Origin of the sequence: Robiginitalea biformata HTCC2501, from assembly GCF_000024125.1 — a bacterium.
Classification (GTDB): domain Bacteria; phylum Bacteroidota; class Bacteroidia; order Flavobacteriales; family Flavobacteriaceae; genus Robiginitalea; species Robiginitalea biformata.
Map to the genome: position 1 here is coordinate 1,954,704 of NC_013222.1, position 15,587 is coordinate 1,970,290.

A 15,587-nucleotide genomic window follows, 5' to 3' on the forward strand; every position below is an offset into this window, starting at 1 on the left:
GGTTGCTATTAGTAATCGCCCAGGGTTTCCGGGTTCTGCTCCAGGGCCGTGGCCAGTTGTTCGTCGTTGGGGGCTTTGCCGTGCCAGGCATGGGTGTGCATCATAAAATCCACCCCGTGGCCCATCACCGTGTCCATCACAATGGCCACGGGCTTGCCTTTTCCGGTCCGGGATTTGGCTTCCTTCAAGGTGGCGAGAACCGCTTCCAGGTCGTTGCCCTCCGGGAGTTCCAATACCTCCCAACCAAAGGCTTCGAGTTTGACGGAGACATCGCCCAGGGGCATCACCTCTTCGGTGGGCCCGTCAATCTGCTGGCCGTTCCGGTCGATGGTCGAAATCAGGTTGTCCACCCCCTTGCTGCCCGCGTACATGATGGCTTCCCAGTTCTGGCCCTCCTGCAGTTCCCCGTCTCCGTGGAGACTGTATACCAGGTGGTTGTCCTTGTTGAGTTTTTTGGCCAGGGCCGCGCCGATAGCCACGGACATGCCTTGCCCGAGCGACCCGGAGGCCACGCGGACGCCCGGGAGCCCCTCGTGGGTGGTGGGGTGCCCCTGCAGGCGCGAATCGATCTTCCGGAAGGTGCCGAGTTCCTCCAGGGGGAAGTAGCCCCGCCGCGCCAGTACGCTGTACCAGACCGGGGAGATATGCCCGTTGGAGAGGAAGAAGAGGTCTTCGCCTTTCCCGTCCATGTCGAACCCGTCCTTCAGGTCCATGATTTCGTAGTAGAGGGCCACGAAAAATTCCGTGCAGCCCAGCGAGCCGCCCGGGTGGCCCGAGTTGACCTGGTGGACCATGCGGAGGATGTCCCGCCGCACCTGGGTCGCCAGCGCCTTTAATTCCTTGGTTTCAGCCATGTCGATCGATTTTCTGAGCCCAAAAATAATGGCATTCCCCCGGCTTCACAACTTCTTTTGCCATTACTTATGAACGGGATGCACGGGCTGGCGTATGCGGGAAGCCCATGCAAACGCCGGGATTGCCCGGCAGAACTTTATTTTTTTATTAAGGGGGAAAGCCGCAGGGGTTGTGTATTTTTGGCCCCAGAGAATCCAGGGCGATTCGCAGAACACAAAACCAGTGGCATTCACGCTTAAACATACCGACCCGGGGAGCAAGGCGCGCGCCGGGGTGCTTCAAACGGCCCACGGGGAAATCGGCACGCCCATCTTCATGCCCGTGGGGACGGCCGGCACCGTCAAGGGGGTCCACCAGCGCGAATTGCGCAACGACGTTGACCCGGATGTGATCCTGGGGAACACCTACCACCTGTTTTTACGTCCCGGGATGGAGATCCTGGAGGCGGCCGGCGGGCTCCACCCGTTTATGGGCTGGGACCGCCCGATCCTCACAGACAGCGGCGGCTACCAGGTGTATTCGCTCTCGGGCACCCGGAAAATTAAGGAGGAGGGCGTAAAGTTCCAGTCGCATATCGACGGGTCCCGCCACCTGTTTACCCCGGAACGCGTCATGGAATTGCAGCGGAGCATTGGGGCGGACATCATCATGGCCTTTGACGAATGTACCCCGTATCCCTGCGATTACCGCTACGCGAAGCGCTCCATGGACATGACGCACCGCTGGCTGGACCGCTGTATGGCCCACCTGGAGGAGGCGCCCCCCCTCTACGGCTTTGACCAGCTGTTTTTCCCGATCGTCCAGGGGTCCGTCTACAAAGACCTGCGGAAGGCTTCCGCCGAATACATCGCGAATGCGGGTGCCCCCGGGAACGCCATCGGGGGCCTCTCGGTAGGGGAGCCGGCCGAGGAACTCTACGGGATGGCCGAGGTGGTCTGCGATATCCTCCCGGCGGAAAAGCCCCGCTACCTGATGGGGGTGGGGACCCCGGCCAACCTGCTGGAATGCATCGCCCTGGGGGTGGATATGTTTGACTGCGTGATGCCCACGCGGAACGCCCGCAACGGGATGCTTTTTACCTCCGAAGGGACCATCAACATCAAGAACAAGAAATGGGAGGCGGATTTTTCGCCCCTGGACCCGATGGGCCACACCTTTGTGGATACCGAGTACACCCGGGCCTACCTGCGGCACCTCTTTGCGGCCAATGAGTATCTTGGCAAGCAAATCGCCACGCTGCACAACCTGGGGTTCTACCTCTGGCTCGTCCGGGAGGCGCGCCGGCGGATTCTGGACGGCACTTTTGCCGGGTGGAAAAGCGAGATGGTGCAAAAACTGGATAAACGCCTGTGATATGCTGACGATCATCGACCGGTACATCCTGAAAAAATACCTGTCCACCTTCGGGCTCATGCTGCTGTTATTCGTGCCCATCGGCATTATGCTGAACCTGGCCGAGCAGATCGGCAAGATGATCGACAACGAGGCCCCCCTGGTGGAAATCCTGATCTATTACGGGAATTTCACCATCTATATCGGAAGCCTGTTATTCCCGATATTCCTGTTCCTCTCCATCATCTTTTTTACCTCCAAGATGGCCAATAACACGGAGATCGTGGCGATTTTGAGCTCCGGGGTTTCCTTCGGGCGGTTTTTGAGGCCCTACTGGATCGGCGCCAGCATCATCGCGGTGCTGATGTTCCTCATGGGGATGTTCATCGTCCCCTCGGCCAGCAAGGGCTTTAACGAGTTCAAGTTCAAATACCTGAAAAAAGGCTCCAAGGACCGGGTAACCAGCAACATCTTCAACCAGCTTGGGGAGAGCGACTACATTTACGTGAGCAGCTTTGACCCGGCCCGGCAGATCGGCTACAATTTTACCTACGAGCACTTTGGGGAGGACGGGGAACTCGAGTACAAGATTTCTTCGGCAAATATCCGCTGGCTGGAAGAGGACAGCCTCTACCGGCTCACGAGCTACACGCGCCGGAACCTGCGGGGCGACACGGAGATCGTGGAGACCCGGCGCCGCCTGGACACGCTGTTCGCCTTCCAGATAGACGACCTCACCCCGGTATCCTATATCGCCGAAACCAAGAACCTCTTTGAACTGAACCAGTTTATCGCCGACCAGCGGCGCAAAGGAGCCTCGAATGTGAATACCTACGTGATGGTCAAATACAAGCGGTGGGCCCTGCCCGTCACCGCCTTTGTACTCACCATTATCGGGGTGGCCGTCTCCTCGATCAAGCGGCGCGGCGGGATGGGGGTGAACCTGGCCTTCGGGATCGGGGTGGCCTTTATCTATATTTTTATGGACAAGGTTTTCGGGACGCTGGCCGAGCAATCCGGGTTCCCGCCCCTGCTGGCAGTGGGGATCCCGAATATATTCTTCCTGGTCCTCGGGTATTTTATGCTGCAGAAGGCCAAGCGGTAAGGTTGATATGGCGCAAGCTCCAGGCCGGATGTGCTTTTTTGCGAATATCGTTTATCTTTGCCCCGGAGAACCCCCTAACGGAACACTACATGGAATACCTGGATTTTGAACTCCCGATCAAAGAGCTCGAAGAGCAACTCGAGAAGTGTCAGATCATCGGTGAGGAAAGCGACGTGGACGTCACCGAAACCTGCAAGCAGATTGAGAAAAAGCTCGATGAGACCCGGAAGGAGATCTTCAAAAACCTGTCCCCCTGGCAACGGGTACAGCTCTCCCGCCATCCCAACCGCCCGTATACCATGGATTACGTCCGCGCCATTTGTGGGGATACCTTCCTGGAACTCCACGGCGACCGCACCGTGCGGGACGACAAGGCGATGATCGGCGGCCTCGGCAAGATCGGGGACCAGAGCTTTATGTTCATCGGCCAGCAGAAGGGGTACAACACCAAGACCCGCCAGTACCGGAATTTCGGGATGGCCAACCCGGAAGGATACCGGAAGGCGCTCCGCCTGATGAAGTCTGCCGAAAAGTTTGGCCTGCCGGTGGTCTCCTTTATCGATACCCCCGGGGCCTACCCGGGCATCGAGGCAGAGGAGCGCGGACAGGGCGAAGCCATCGCCCGGAACATCCTGGAGATGACCCGCCTGAAAGTCCCGATCATCGTAGTGATCATCGGGGAAGGGGCCTCGGGAGGCGCCCTGGGCATCGGCGTGGGCGATCGGGTGCTCATGCTGGAAAACACCTGGTACTCCGTAATTTCCCCGGAATCCTGCTCGTCCATCCTCTGGCGCAGCTGGGAATACAAGGAACAGGCTGCTGACGCCCTGAAACTCACCGCGGCGGATATGAAGCGGCTGAAACTGATCGACGAAATTGTCCGGGAACCCGCCGGCGGCGCACACAGCAACCGGGAGAAGGCTTTTGACATCGTGAGCAACAAGATTGCAAAGCACTATCAGGAGCTCAAAAAGTTATCACCAAAAGAGCTGGTCGAAACGCGCATGGAGAAATACAGTTCCATGGGAGTTTTCAAAGGCTGACAGGTCGCATCCCGCAGTTTCCGGTAAACCGGTCCGCGCGCTTTCCCGAAATTTTCGGTTATCAACATAAAACCGTAACTTATTAACAGTCCGATTGTGGACAGGCGGTGAATATCCCAAAACGGAGCGCCCTGTTAACTTAAGGTTAATTCCCTACTTTTATCCTCATGGAAAAATCGAGCCCGCTTGCCGGACGAAAAATTGGAAAAGCTGCCATCATCCCGTTGGAGAAAGGGAAGATACCGCCACAAGCAGTTGATTTAGAGGAAGTTGTGCTCGGAGCCATGATGATTGACAAAAAAGGGGTGGACGAGGTGATCGACATCCTGCACCCGGATGTCTTCTACAAGGACGCCCACCGGTACATCTACGAGGCCATCTTCAAACTCTTCGAATCTTCCGAACCGGTAGATTTATTAACCGTTTCGGCCCAATTGAAGCAGGATGAGCGGCTTGAGCTCGCCGGGGGCGATTTTTACCTGATTACCCTCACCCAGAAAGTGGCCTCATCGGCCCACATTGAGTTTCACGCCCGGATTATCCTCCAGAAGTACATCCAGCGCCAGCTGATCAAGATCTCCAACGAGATCATCGAGGAGGCCTACGACGAGTCCACGGATGTCTTTGACCTGCTCGACAACGCGGAATCCCGTCTGTACGACGTTACCCAGGGCAACCTGAAGCGGTCGGCCGAGACGGCCCAGAACCTGGTGATGCAGGCCAAGAAAAAAATCGAGGAAATCTCCAACAAGGAGGGCCTCAGCGGTATCCCGTCCGGTTTTGACAAGGTGGACAAGCTCACCTCAGGGTGGCAGCCGAGCGACCTGATCATTATTGCGGCACGTCCCGGTATGGGTAAAACGGCCCTGACCCTGTCCATGGCCCGGAATATCGCCGTGAATTCGAATATACCCGTGGCGTTTTTCTCCCTGGAGATGTCTTCCGTTCAGCTGATTACCCGTCTGATCTCTTCGGAAACCGGGCTCTCCTCCGAAAAACTTCGGACGGGCCGGCTCGAAAAACACGAATGGGAACAGCTCAACGTCAAGGTGAAGGCCCTGGAGAAGGCGCCGCTATTTATAGACGACACCCCATCGCTGTCCATCTTTGACCTGCGGGCCAAGGCGCGGCGACTGGCTTCCCAGCACAAGATCCGCCTGATCGTCATCGACTACCTCCAGCTGATGACCGGGGGCGCCAGCCAGAAAGGCGGCAACCGGGAACAGGAAATTTCCACCATTTCGCGGAACCTCAAGGCGCTGGCCAAGGAACTGGACGTACCGGTGATTGCCCTCTCGCAGCTGTCCCGTGCCGTGGAAACGCGTGGCGGCAGCAAACGCCCCATCCTCTCCGACCTGCGGGAGTCCGGGGCCATTGAGCAGGATGCGGATATCGTGTCGTTTATTTACCGCCCCGAATACTACAAGATCGACGAGTGGGACGACGAGGAACGCACCCCCACCCAGGGGCAGGCCGAGTTTATCGTGGCCAAGCACCGGAATGGCGGCCTCGATAATATTAGGTTAAAGTTCATTGCGCAACTGGGTAAATTTGATAATTTGGATGACTTTGATTCTCCATTCGAGTTTCAATCCAAGATGAATGCCGAGGGGGAGAACCCGTTCCAGGCCAAAGAATTCCCGAGTGCCGACCAGGCGTTTGGCAGTTCCATGAACGATCCTTCCCAGGGCGGACACCCGGAAGACGATGACGTACCTTTTTAATAGAATTTCCCTTAATTCCCTCCCCAAACGTTTCAAGAACATTGCGCTGTTGCGGATAACCCGGCCGGTTCTGTTGCTGGCCCTGCTGTTTACCTGCCTGGCCTCCCGGGGCTCGATGATCCTGATCCCCATGGACGCGGAGAGCCAGGAGAACCACCTGAAGGCCTACGGGATTACCTACTGGGTGCTCAGCAAGCAGCAAAAAGTGCAATGGCTGCTCAATTACCGGGGCGGCTCCTTCCTGCTGCCGGATGGGGAGCCCATCCGCAACGAATGCCGGATCCGAGGGGTTTCGTTTGAGGTGCTCAGCGATGCCCAGGCCCAATCCGTGCTCGACGGGATTGCCAGCCCTTCCCAGAACCAGGAGGCGGTAATCCTGGAGAAAGCTCCGAAGATTGCCGTGTATTCCCCCAAGGACAATGCCCCCTGGGACGATGCGGTCACCATGGTGCTCACCTATGCGGAAATCCCCTATGTAACCGTCTACGACCAGGAAGTCCTGGAAGACAAACTCCCGCTCTACGACTGGCTCCACCTGCACCACGAGGATTTTACGGGACAATACGGGAAGTTCTACGGGGCGTACCGCGCTGCCCCCTGGTATATCGAGGGGAAGCAGCAGGCTGAAGCCCTGGCCCGGCGGCTGGGGTATGAGAAGGTCTCCGAGGAGAAAGGGGCGGTGGCCATGAAGATCCGCAACTACGTCATCGGAGGCGGCTTTATGTTTGCCATGTGTTCGGCCACGGACAGCTTCGACATCGCCCTGGCAGCCCAGGGAGTGGATATCTGCGAACCCATGTTCGACGGGGACCCCTCCGAACCCAATTACCAGCAGCAACTGGATTATTCCAACACCTTTGCCTTTACGAATTTTACCCTGGAGCGCAACCCGCTCCGCTACGAATTTTCCTCCATCGACATGACCAGCAAACGGGAAGATGTGCCCCGGGAATCCGACTATTTTTCCCTAATGGACTTCTCGGCCAAATGGGACCCGGTACCTACGATGCTCTGCCAGAACCACACGGCCCTGGTGAAAGGGTTTATGGGGCAGACCACGGCCTTTACCCGTTCTGAGGTGAAGCCCACGGTTCTGGTGCTCGGCGAGAACCGGCTGAATGGAGAGGCCCGCTATATCCACGGAATCAAGGGCAGGGGCTTCTTTACCTTCTACGGGGGCCACGACCCGGAAGACTACCAGCACCGGGTGGGCGACCCGAAAACCGAGTTGGAGCTGCACCCGAATTCCCCCGGGTACCGGCTCATCCTGAACAATGTATTGTTTCCCGCGGCGCGGAAGAAGAAGCAGAAGACCTGAGTTTTCGGGTTTTCAGAGCGGCCCGGCCTGTCTGGCCAGCGCCGGCAATGCAACGGGCACGAAGTACGGTCAGAGTTGCTCCGCCAGCTGCTCCAGCACGTGTTCCACACCCTGTTCCGAGTTGCTCAGCGTCCGGTAGCGGGCGCGCTTAAGCACGTTCGGGTGCGCATTGGCCATGGCAAAACTAAAGTCCGAGAGTTCAAGCATTTCCAGGTCGTTGTTGTAATCCCCGAATACCATAACCTGCCCGGCGTGCACCCCGGCATCCCGCATCACTTGTGATAATGCATACCCTTTGTGGGCATTCGGGTGGGAGACATCCACCCAATTGGAGCCGGAGACCTTCACCTGCAAATCGGATTCCAGGTCCTGCAGGGGGGGGTAGATGTACTTCTCCGAGTTCTCAAAATGGTAAATGGCCACCTTCATGGCCGGGTCGTCCACGGCTTCCAACTCATCCACCACAGAAAATTCGGCATAGTATTCGGCCAGGACGCGGAGGAATTCCCCGGAATGTCCCCGGACGTAAGCCTTTCCGGCCGCACAAAGCACCGGGTGCGCCCCGTCGATGCGCCCGGCCCGGCCCAGGATCTCCCGCTGGCGGTCTGCGGGCAGGGGAGTGCTGAGCAGCGTCTTGTCCCCATCCCGCACCAGGGCGCCGTTCTCGGCGATAAACAGGATGTCCCCGGCAATGCGCTCCAGTTTGTCCACCATGCTGTGGTATTGCCGCCCGCTGGCGGCTACAAAACGGATCCCTTTTCCTTGCAGGTGGTGGAAGAGTTCAAAGAACCGGTCGCTCACCTGGTGTTCGGGGTTGAGGAGCGTGCCGTCCATATCGGTGACGACCATCCGGATATCGCGTAAGTCCATGGCTTCGGAGTTTAAGCTGCAAAGGTATTTTTTATCCGTACATTTCGGGTGCGGAAAGCATTGTTTAATTGTTATATCATCAAAAAATGATCTATATCCAACGCGAAATCCGCCTGAGGGCGCGGCCCAGGGGCTTCCACCTGGTAACTTCAGAAATCCTGGAGGCCCTGCCCGAAATCCGCTCCGTACAGACCGGCCAGTTGCAGGTCTTTATCAAGCACACCTCGGCCAGCCTCACCCTCAACGAAAATGCGGACCCCACGGTGCGGGGCGATTTTGAGCGGCATTTCAATACGATGGTCCCGGAGAATGCCCCCTATTACCAGCATACCCTGGAAGGCCCCGACGATATGCCCGCCCACATCAAAGCCTCTTTGTTGGGGACCTCCGTACACATGCCGGTTACCGGCGGCCGCCCCAACCTGGGCACCTGGCAGGGGGTTTACCTCTGCGAGCACCGGGACGCCGCTTCGGGTCGTTGGCTGGTGCTTACCCTAAGCGGGGTTTAGGGCATTTTGCCGGCTAACCAGGAACCAGGTCATGGGCATAAAAAAACCCCATCGCTGAGCGACGGGGTTTCCAGTGAGAAAGTTTCCGTAAATCTATTTGACCTTATCGACAATGGCCTTAAAGGCATCCGGGTGGTTCATGGCGAGGTCCGCCAGGACTTTCCGGTTGAGTTCGATATTGTTCGCTTTTACCCGGCCCATAAACTGGGAATAGGACATCCCGTGCTGGCGTGCGCCGGCATTGATACGGGCAATCCACAGGGAGCGGAAGCTGCGTTTTTTGTTGCGGCGGTCGCGGTATGCATAAAGCATCGCCTTTTCCACTGCGTTCTTGGCAACGGTCCAGACATTCTTACGCCGGCCGAAATACCCCTTGGCCTGCTTCATCACTTTTTTGCGACGGGCCCGTGAGGCAACTGAATTTACTGATCTTGGCATTTTTTTCTTGTTTTTTTGTAGCAGGCGCCCCGCAAATACGGGATCTTTTCAGGGCCTGACTCCATGGTTAAACGTACTACCTGTGCGGTGGTTTATTTCAACCGCAGTTGTTCTTTGATATTGTCCTCGTCGGCCGGGTGTACCAGCGTGGAATGCGTAAGCTTCAGCTTGCGCTTCTTGGACTTCTTGGTCAAGATGTGGCTCTTAAAAGCGTGCTTTCTCTTGATTTTCCCGGTGCCGGTCAGCTTAAACCGCTTCTTGGCACTGGACTTGGTCTTCATCTTGGGCATTGTCTCGCTTTGTTAACTATTAAGGTTACTTTCTCACATTATTTTTTGCCGCCTTTCGGGGCGATGAACATCGTCATCCGCTTGCCCTCGAGTTTCGGCATCTGTTCCACCTTCCCGTAATCTTCCAGATCCTGGGCCAGGCGGAGCAGCAATATCTCTCCTTTATCCTTGTACACGATGGAGCGGCCTTTAAAGAAAACATAGGCTTTCAGCTTGGCGCCGTCCTTGAGGAACTTCTCCGCGTGCTTCTTCTTAAAATCGTAATCGTGGTCGTCCGTATTGGGGCCGAACCGTATTTCCTTGACCACCACCTTACTGGCTTTGGCCTTCATTGCCTTTTCGCGCTTCTTCTGCTCGTAAAGGAATTTCTTGTAATCCATGATCTTGCAGACCGGTGGATCTGCAGTGGGGGAAATTTCCACCAGGTCGAGGCCGATCTCCTCTGCCTGGGCACGGGCTTCCCGTATCGGGTATACGCCCATTTCGACATTGTCTCCCACAAGGCGTACTTCGGGCGCCTTGATCTTTTCATTGATATTGTGAGGGGTTTTGTTTTCCCTCTGCGGCCGGGGCCTGAATCTTCTGCGTATTGCTATGGCTATTAATTTTAGTTAAACGTAATTCAAAACGACTTTAAGGTACTATTTATTTCCTCTTTTACCAAGCCGGACAGGGCTTCCACCGTAATGGACCCGAGGTCCTCGCCCCCGTGCCGGCGTACGGAAATCGTACCGTCCGTCATTTCCTGATCCCCGACGATGATCATAAACGGGTATTTTCCCATTTCCGCTTCCCGTATTTTTTTGCCAACGGTCTCGCTGCGGGCGTCGAGGAGGGCGCGAATTTCGTGATTTTCCAGGGAATTTAAAACTTTTTGCGCATAATTTTCGTGCTTTTCGCTGACAGGCAGTACGATAGCCTGCTGGGGGGTGAGCCAGAGGGGGAAATTCCCGCCTGTGTGCTCCAGGAGCAGGGCTACAAAGCGTTCCATGCTGCCAAAGGGGGCCCGGTGGATCATAACGGGGCGGTGCAATTCGTTGTCGCTCCCCTTGTAGGTCAGGTCGAAGCGTTCCGGCAGCGTGTAGTCTACCTGGATGGTGCCGAGCTGCCACTGGCGACCCAGGGCATCCTTGACCATAAAATCCAGTTTGGGCCCGTAAAAAGCCGCCTCCCCGGGTTCGATGACAAAATCCAGGCCTTTTTCCGTGGCGGCATGGATGATGGCGGCTTCCGCCTTTTCCCAATTTTCGACCTCCCCGATGTATTTCTCGGGTTTTTCGGGGTCCCGGATGGATACCTGGGCGGTAAAATTCTCAAAGCCCAGGGAGCCGAGGACGTAGAGCGACAGGTCGATGACGTTCTTGAACTCCTCGTCCAGCTGGTCGTGGGTGCAGAAAATATGGGCGTCGTCCTGGGTAAAGCCCCGGACCCGCGTAAGCCCGTGCAATTCCCCGCTTTGTTCGTAGCGGTATACCGTCCCGAATTCCGCAAACCGCTTGGGGAGATCCCGGTAGGAAACCGGCGTGGCATTGAATATCTCGCAGTGGTGCGGGCAGTTCATGGGCTTGAGCAGGAATTCCTCGTCTTCCCTGGGCGTGTGGATGGGCTGGAAGCTGTCCTCCCCGTATTTGGCATAGTGCCCGGAGGTGACGTACAGTTCCTTTTGGCCGATATGCGGGGTGACCACCATCTCGTACCCGGCTTTTTTCTGGGCCTTCTTCAGGAATTGCTCGAGTCGCTCCCGCAGGGCAGCCCCCTTGGGCAACCAGAGCGGCAGGCCCTGCCCCACTTTGTGGGAAAAGGTGAAGAGTTCCAGTTCCTTCCCCAGCTTGCGGTGGTCCCTTTTTTTGGCTTCCTCCAGCATGTGGAGGTACTCGGTGAGTTCTTTCTGCTTCGGAAAGGAAATTCCGTAGACCCGGGTAAGCTGCGGGCGGTTTTCGTCCCCCCGCCAGTAAGCCCCGGCCACATTGAGCACCTTGAAGGCCTTGATCAGGCCCGTATTCGGGATGTGCCCGCCCCGGCACAGGTCGGTAAACGTATCGTGGTCGCAAAAGGTGATGTCGCCGTCCTCGAGGTTTTCGATAAGTTCCAGCTTGTAGGGGTTCCTCTCGTCTTTGTAGTAGGCCAGGGCATCCTTTTTGGAGACTTCCCGCATCCGGAAATCGTGTTTGCCGCGGGCGATTTCCAGGGCTTTTTTCTCGATGGCCGGAAAGTCCTTTTCGGAAATGGTGTGCTCACCCAGGTCCACGTCGTAGTAAAACCCATTGTCGATAGCCGGGCCGATGGTCAGTTTGATGCCGGGGTACAATTCCTCCAGGGCCTGGGCCAGGACATGGGAAGAGGAGTGCCAGAAGGCTTTTTTCCCCTCTTCGTCCCGCCAGGTGTACAGGATGAGTTTCCCGTCTTCTTCCAGGGGGGTAGCGGCTTCCACCTTCCGGTTGTTGAAGCGGGCGCTGATTACGTTGCGCGCCAGCCCTTCGCTGATGCCCCGGGCGACGTCCAGGGGGGTGGATCCTTTGGGATGCTCGACGGTTTTCCCGTCTGGGAGCGTAATTTCAATCATAGTGCGGGTACTCTGAGAGCGCAAAGATACTACCTCCCCGGCATCTGGGCAACCGGGATTCCCGGCCCCCGGGCAGGCCCCCGGATGTGTCGGGTATCAGGGTTTTTTACCGCCGAACAGGGCGTCCAGAAGGGTTTTGATACTGAAGAACCCCATGGCCACGGCCCCGACGGCCAGGATGGCCCCCACCACGAGTACCGGGATATAGAAGGGGTGGTCTTCGTTCTTAAAGGCCTGGTAGAGGACAATCGGGCCGGCGAACATCAGGCCCAGGGTGTAGGCGAGCCGTTGCAGGCCTTTCATCAATAAGCGTTTATCGGTGGGCATGGGTTGGTTTTCTCAGTTGCCGGCCGCCGCTGCACTTGCCGGAGGGCGGTCGGGAATTCCCGGGGGAAACGTTTCCCCCGGGAATTGCTCATTTACAGGCCCTAAAATAACCAGAATAGTTATATTCCGGGAACAGACAGCGCGTAAAATAAAACGCCTCGCTTATTATGAACCTCGTACTGATCCCGGATAAGTTTAAGGGCTCCCTGAGTGCCGACGAAGTTTGCGACGCCATTGCCGAAGGCCTGGGGCAGCACCAACCCGCTGCCCGATTCCGACGGTTTGCCGCCTCGGACGGGGGCGACGGATTTTTGGACGCAGTCCGGGCAACCCGGGAGGTATCCCTGCATACCGAGGTCGTTTCCGGCCCCCTGGGCCGGGAAATCCGGGCGGAATACCTCTTGGATCCGGCGTCCGGGGAGGCCTTTGTGGAAATGGCCCTCGCTTCCGGGATGGTATTGTTGGAAGAAGGGGAGCGCGACCCGCTGCAAACCAGCACCCTGGGAACCGGCCAACTCATCCGGTCGGCTGTCGGTCAGGGTGCCCGACGCGTTTATGTCGGGCTGGGGGGCAGTGCCACCAACGATGCCGGGATGGGTATCGCTGCCGCTTTCGGATTTGAATTCCTCGGTGCGGATGGCCGGCTGCTCCGGCCTGTGGGCGCAAGCCTCGGGGAGGTATCCCGGGTGGTCGCGCCCCGGGAAGTCCTTCCGAAAGGGGTGGAAGTAGTTGCCGTGAACGACGTGTCCAACCCGTTGTGGGGCCCCAACGGGGCGGCCTGTGTGTACGCTCCCCAAAAAGGGGCGGGCCCGGAAGCCGTCGAACAGCTGGACCGCGGTTTGCGCCACCTGGACCAGGTGGTTGCGCGCCAACTGGGGCTGGAGGCAGGGACGGAGGCCGGGGCCGGGGCAGCCGGGGGGACGGCCTACGGCCTGAAGGTATTTCTCGGGGCCCGGTTTATAGGGGGAACCGATTTTGTCTTCCGGTTAAACGGTATCGCCGAATATCTCGAAGAAGCTGCGGTGGATGGCATCTTTACCGGGGAAGGCCGGATTGATTCCCAGAGCCTGCAAGGCAAACTCATCCAGGGTGTAACGGCCCTGGGTGCCGAACACGGCATCCCGGTGTATGCGGTTTGCGGCACCTGTACGGCCAACCGGGAAGCCCTCAGGGATGCGGGCCTGACAGCGGTAATCGAGGCGGCTAACCCGGGGCGGGATCTGCAGTGGAACATGGCACATGCGGGGGAATTGGTACGGGAGGCAGTGGCCCGGTATTTTGCCGATCACCCAATCAGCGGATCGTAAGGGTGCGGGTATGTTCCTGTACCACGGCAAAATACCCCAGGGGAAAGATATCGGGCCGGTCGGTGTTGTCAAATCGGTCCTGGTTGTCCAGGTCCGTGGCGTCTAGAACATTGCCCCGGACGGTGGCGGCGGGCGCCTGGAACGGCCCCGTCAGGTCGCTCTGATCAATTAACAAACCCATGTAGTTGTAGAATTGCTGGTCGGCCCCCATTAGGTGCACTTCGAGCTCGGTCCCTGCCGGGAGCGGGTCTTCGTAGAAATAGGAAAATTGGAAAAACTGGCCCTGGTAAAAGGTGTCCTCGGTGACCAGGTACCGGGCCTCCCCAAATTCAAAAAGGTAATAATTTTCCCGTTCAGCAGGGTCGGTGAAGGATACGATGATTTCGGTTTCGTCCCCGCCGTCCAGGGTCCGGTTTCCCTGCAACAGGAAATCGATGGGCGGAGCGGGCTGGAACCAGGTTTCCGCAAGGTATTGCCGCCCCTGATGACGAACCTGGAGTATGAATTGGACTTCCTCATTCAGGAAAATGGTCGGGATCCGCTGGTCGAATAGCGCATCGGGGTCCGGGATATAGATGCCGGTTCCGGGGGCCTCCTCGGCCAGGTTTGAATTGAAGGTCTCCACGAGGGTCTCCCCGTCGTACCGGTTGACGGTAATGATTGCCGCATCGGCCCGGGTAACGGGCCGCGAGCCAAAAAAACCGCTCGTTTCCGTCAGCCGGATCCGCACCGGGATAAAGGCTTCTTCCATATCCACCCGCAGCAGCCCGCCCACCACCAGCCGGGGCGGTTCCTCCGGGGTTTCGAGTTCCACCACCTCTTCGCACCCGCCAACCCAACCGGCCAGAAACAGCAGGAAGGCCAGGCGACATGCCGCCCGGAAATAATTGGGGAAGGGGTAGGAGGGGACGGGGTGTTTCATCATATTCTTAATGGAGGGATTTCCAATTATTCAATCGTAACCGTGGCTTTGAATTCCTGAACGATGGCAAAAAAGCCCAGGGGAAATACATCGGGCCGGCCCGTATTGTCCGCGTTGTCGATATTGTCCAGGTCGGTGACATCAAAGACATTCCCGCGGACGGTGGCCACGGGGGTCTGGAACGGGTTGCCGCTGTCCCCGGCCTGTTCCACCAACAGGAGCATGTAGTTGTAGAATACCTGGTCGGCCCCCAGGATGGAAATATCGATTTCCGTCCCCGGATCGAATGACTGGTCGTAGAAAAATGAAAATTCGAGCTGTTCCCCATCCGAAAACGAGTCCTCCGAGGGCAGGAACTCCCCGAAGCCAAAATCGAAGATATAGTAGTCCCCTTCCCCGGGCGTATCGGTAAAGGCCACTACCACCTCGGTCTCGTCCTCGTCAAACAGCGTGCGGTTGCCCGGTTCGGCCCGGTCGATGGGGACCGAAGGCACGTATTCCGTCACTGCCGCATAGCGGCGCCCCTGCCAGGTGAGGATCAGCGTATATACGTAGTCGGCAGCGAGAACCGTGGAAACCCGCAGCCGCTGGTCGGCGTCAAAAGTGGGGTCGGGGACATACACGCCGCTTCCGGGGTCCACCTCCGCCAGGGCCCTGGAAAAGGTATTCCCTGTGGGTGCCCCGTCCCGGATTTCCTGCAAGAGGATCACTACGTCCGTGGCATCGCTGACAGGCTGTACCGTATCGAAAAAACCGGCCGTCTGGGTGAGGCGAATTTCCACCGGGACAAACTCCTGGGTGGTATCCACGCGGATCAGGCCTTCTACCACCAGGCGCGGGTCCTCCACGGGCGTCTCCACTTCGATGACGTCCTCGCAGGCCGAAAAGCTCACCAATAGCAACCCCAGCAGCAATACCTGGGGGAACGCCGGGAGGAGCCAGGTCTGCAGGAAGGGGATGCGGAAGGAGCAGGGTGTGATCATC

16 protein-coding genes are annotated in these 15,587 nt (G+C 57.7%); 7 read left to right on the forward strand and 9 right to left on the reverse strand.

The window, feature by feature from the left end; all coding sequences use genetic code 11:
* Positions 1–8 precede the first annotated feature (8 nt).
* Positions 9–854, reverse strand: coding sequence for a transketolase (locus tag RB2501_RS08815; protein WP_015754439.1), 846 nt, complete (start codon positions 852–854; stop codon positions 9–11).
* A 223-nt stretch (positions 855–1,077) separates the two neighbouring features.
* Here RB2501_RS08815 and tgt point away from each other — a divergent pair, with 223 nt between their 5' ends.
* The 5 genes from tgt (at position 1,078) to RB2501_RS08840 (ending at position 7,377) form a co-directional block, all read left to right on the forward strand.
* Positions 1,078–2,208: a tRNA guanosine(34) transglycosylase Tgt gene (gene tgt, locus RB2501_RS08820; protein ID WP_041327679.1), complete on the forward strand. Its 1,131-nt coding sequence runs from the start codon at positions 1,078–1,080 to the stop codon at positions 2,206–2,208.
* Position 2,209: 1 nt separating this feature from the next.
* Positions 2,210–3,292, forward strand: coding sequence for an LptF/LptG family permease (locus RB2501_RS08825; protein ID WP_015754441.1), 1,083 nt, complete (start codon positions 2,210–2,212; stop codon positions 3,290–3,292).
* Positions 3,293–3,381: 89 nt separating this feature from the next.
* Positions 3,382–4,335, forward strand: a complete 954-nt coding sequence (locus RB2501_RS08830) for an acetyl-CoA carboxylase carboxyltransferase subunit alpha (RefSeq protein WP_041327681.1) — start codon at positions 3,382–3,384, stop codon at positions 4,333–4,335.
* A 167-nt stretch (positions 4,336–4,502) separates the two neighbouring features.
* Positions 4,503–6,059, forward strand: a complete 1,557-nt coding sequence (gene dnaB / locus RB2501_RS08835; protein WP_015754443.1) for a replicative DNA helicase — start codon at positions 4,503–4,505, stop codon at positions 6,057–6,059.
* A gap of 115 nt (positions 6,060–6,174) precedes the next feature.
* Complete coding sequence (locus tag RB2501_RS08840) at positions 6,175–7,377, forward strand: asparagine synthetase B (protein ID WP_238528117.1); 1,203 nt, start codon at positions 6,175–6,177, stop codon at positions 7,375–7,377.
* Between the two features lie 69 nt (positions 7,378–7,446).
* On the opposite strand, the gene RB2501_RS08845 is transcribed toward RB2501_RS08840, so the two are convergent.
* Positions 7,447–8,247, reverse strand: a complete 801-nt coding sequence (locus tag RB2501_RS08845) for an HAD family hydrolase (protein WP_015754445.1) — start codon at positions 8,245–8,247, stop codon at positions 7,447–7,449.
* 86 nt (positions 8,248–8,333) lie between these two features.
* On the opposite strand from RB2501_RS08845, the gene RB2501_RS08850 reads away from it, so the two are divergent.
* A complete protein-coding gene (locus tag RB2501_RS08850) occupies positions 8,334–8,756 on the forward strand; it encodes a secondary thiamine-phosphate synthase enzyme YjbQ (protein WP_015754446.1) in 423 nt (140 codons plus the stop codon).
* A gap of 93 nt (positions 8,757–8,849) precedes the next feature.
* Here the strand turns inward: RB2501_RS08850 and rplT are convergent, their stop codons facing one another.
* The 5 genes from rplT to RB2501_RS08875 form a co-directional block, all read right to left on the reverse strand.
* Positions 8,850–9,194 carry a 50S ribosomal protein L20 gene (gene rplT, locus RB2501_RS08855; RefSeq protein WP_015754447.1) on the reverse strand — a complete coding sequence of 115 codons (345 nt, stop codon included), beginning with the start codon at positions 9,192–9,194 and terminating at the stop codon, positions 8,850–8,852.
* A 92-nt stretch (positions 9,195–9,286) separates the two neighbouring features.
* The gene (gene rpmI, locus RB2501_RS08860; protein WP_015754448.1) at positions 9,287–9,484 is read right to left on the reverse strand and encodes a 50S ribosomal protein L35; all 198 of its coding nucleotides are present in this window, start codon (positions 9,482–9,484) and stop codon (positions 9,287–9,289) included.
* A gap of 38 nt (positions 9,485–9,522) precedes the next feature.
* On the reverse strand, positions 9,523–10,020 hold the full coding sequence (infC, locus tag RB2501_RS08865) for a translation initiation factor IF-3 (protein ID WP_238528118.1): 498 nt from the start codon (positions 10,018–10,020) through the stop codon (positions 9,523–9,525).
* Between the two features lie 86 nt (positions 10,021–10,106).
* Positions 10,107–12,047: a threonine--tRNA ligase gene (gene thrS, locus RB2501_RS08870; protein ID WP_015754450.1), complete on the reverse strand. Its 1,941-nt coding sequence runs from the start codon at positions 12,045–12,047 to the stop codon at positions 10,107–10,109.
* A 96-nt stretch (positions 12,048–12,143) separates the two neighbouring features.
* The gene (locus RB2501_RS08875; RefSeq protein WP_041327136.1) at positions 12,144–12,374 is read right to left on the reverse strand and encodes a DUF6095 family protein; all 231 of its coding nucleotides are present in this window, start codon (positions 12,372–12,374) and stop codon (positions 12,144–12,146) included.
* Positions 12,375–12,541: 167 nt separating this feature from the next.
* On the opposite strand from RB2501_RS08875, the gene RB2501_RS08880 reads away from it, so the two are divergent.
* Complete coding sequence (locus RB2501_RS08880; RefSeq protein WP_015754453.1) at positions 12,542–13,681, forward strand: glycerate kinase; 1,140 nt, start codon at positions 12,542–12,544, stop codon at positions 13,679–13,681.
* Here RB2501_RS08880 and RB2501_RS08885 read toward each other — a convergent pair.
* Positions 13,668–14,606 (reverse strand): DUF4249 family protein, encoded by a 939-nt coding sequence (locus RB2501_RS08885; RefSeq protein ID WP_015754454.1) that lies wholly within the window; start codon positions 14,604–14,606, stop codon positions 13,668–13,670. The genes RB2501_RS08880 and RB2501_RS08885 overlap by 14 nt on opposite strands.
* A 23-nt stretch (positions 14,607–14,629) precedes the next feature.
* Positions 14,630–15,586, reverse strand: a complete 957-nt coding sequence (locus RB2501_RS08890) for a DUF4249 family protein (protein WP_015754455.1) — start codon at positions 15,584–15,586, stop codon at positions 14,630–14,632.
* Position 15,587: the final 1 nt, after the last annotated feature.

Coding starts and splice junctions, on each gene's coding strand:
- RB2501_RS08815 (WP_015754439.1), bottom strand. CDS start 854: ATGGCTGAAACCAAGGAATTAAAGGCGCTGGCGACCCAGGTGCGGCGG.
- RB2501_RS08825 (WP_015754441.1), top strand. CDS start 2,210: ATGCTGACGATCATCGACCGGTACATCCTGAAAAAATACCTGTCCACC.
- RB2501_RS08830 (WP_041327681.1), top strand. CDS start 3,382: ATGGAATACCTGGATTTTGAACTCCCGATCAAAGAGCTCGAAGAGCAA.
- dnaB (WP_015754443.1), top strand. CDS start 4,503: ATGGAAAAATCGAGCCCGCTTGCCGGACGAAAAATTGGAAAAGCTGCC.
- RB2501_RS08840 (WP_238528117.1), top strand. CDS start 6,175: ATGATCCTGATCCCCATGGACGCGGAGAGCCAGGAGAACCACCTGAAG.
- RB2501_RS08845 (WP_015754445.1), bottom strand. CDS start 8,247: ATGGACTTACGCGATATCCGGATGGTCGTCACCGATATGGACGGCACG.
- RB2501_RS08850 (WP_015754446.1), top strand. CDS start 8,334: ATGATCTATATCCAACGCGAAATCCGCCTGAGGGCGCGGCCCAGGGGC.
- rplT (WP_015754447.1), bottom strand. CDS start 9,194: ATGCCAAGATCAGTAAATTCAGTTGCCTCACGGGCCCGTCGCAAAAAA.
- rpmI (WP_015754448.1), bottom strand. CDS start 9,484: ATGCCCAAGATGAAGACCAAGTCCAGTGCCAAGAAGCGGTTTAAGCTG.
- thrS (WP_015754450.1), bottom strand. CDS start 12,047: ATGATTGAAATTACGCTCCCAGACGGGAAAACCGTCGAGCATCCCAAA.
- RB2501_RS08875 (WP_041327136.1), bottom strand. CDS start 12,374: ATGCCCACCGATAAACGCTTATTGATGAAAGGCCTGCAACGGCTCGCC.
- RB2501_RS08880 (WP_015754453.1), top strand. CDS start 12,542: ATGAACCTCGTACTGATCCCGGATAAGTTTAAGGGCTCCCTGAGTGCC.
- RB2501_RS08885 (WP_015754454.1), bottom strand. CDS start 14,606: ATGATGAAACACCCCGTCCCCTCCTACCCCTTCCCCAATTATTTCCGG.
- RB2501_RS08890 (WP_015754455.1), bottom strand. CDS start 15,586: ATGATCACACCCTGCTCCTTCCGCATCCCCTTCCTGCAGACCTGGCTC.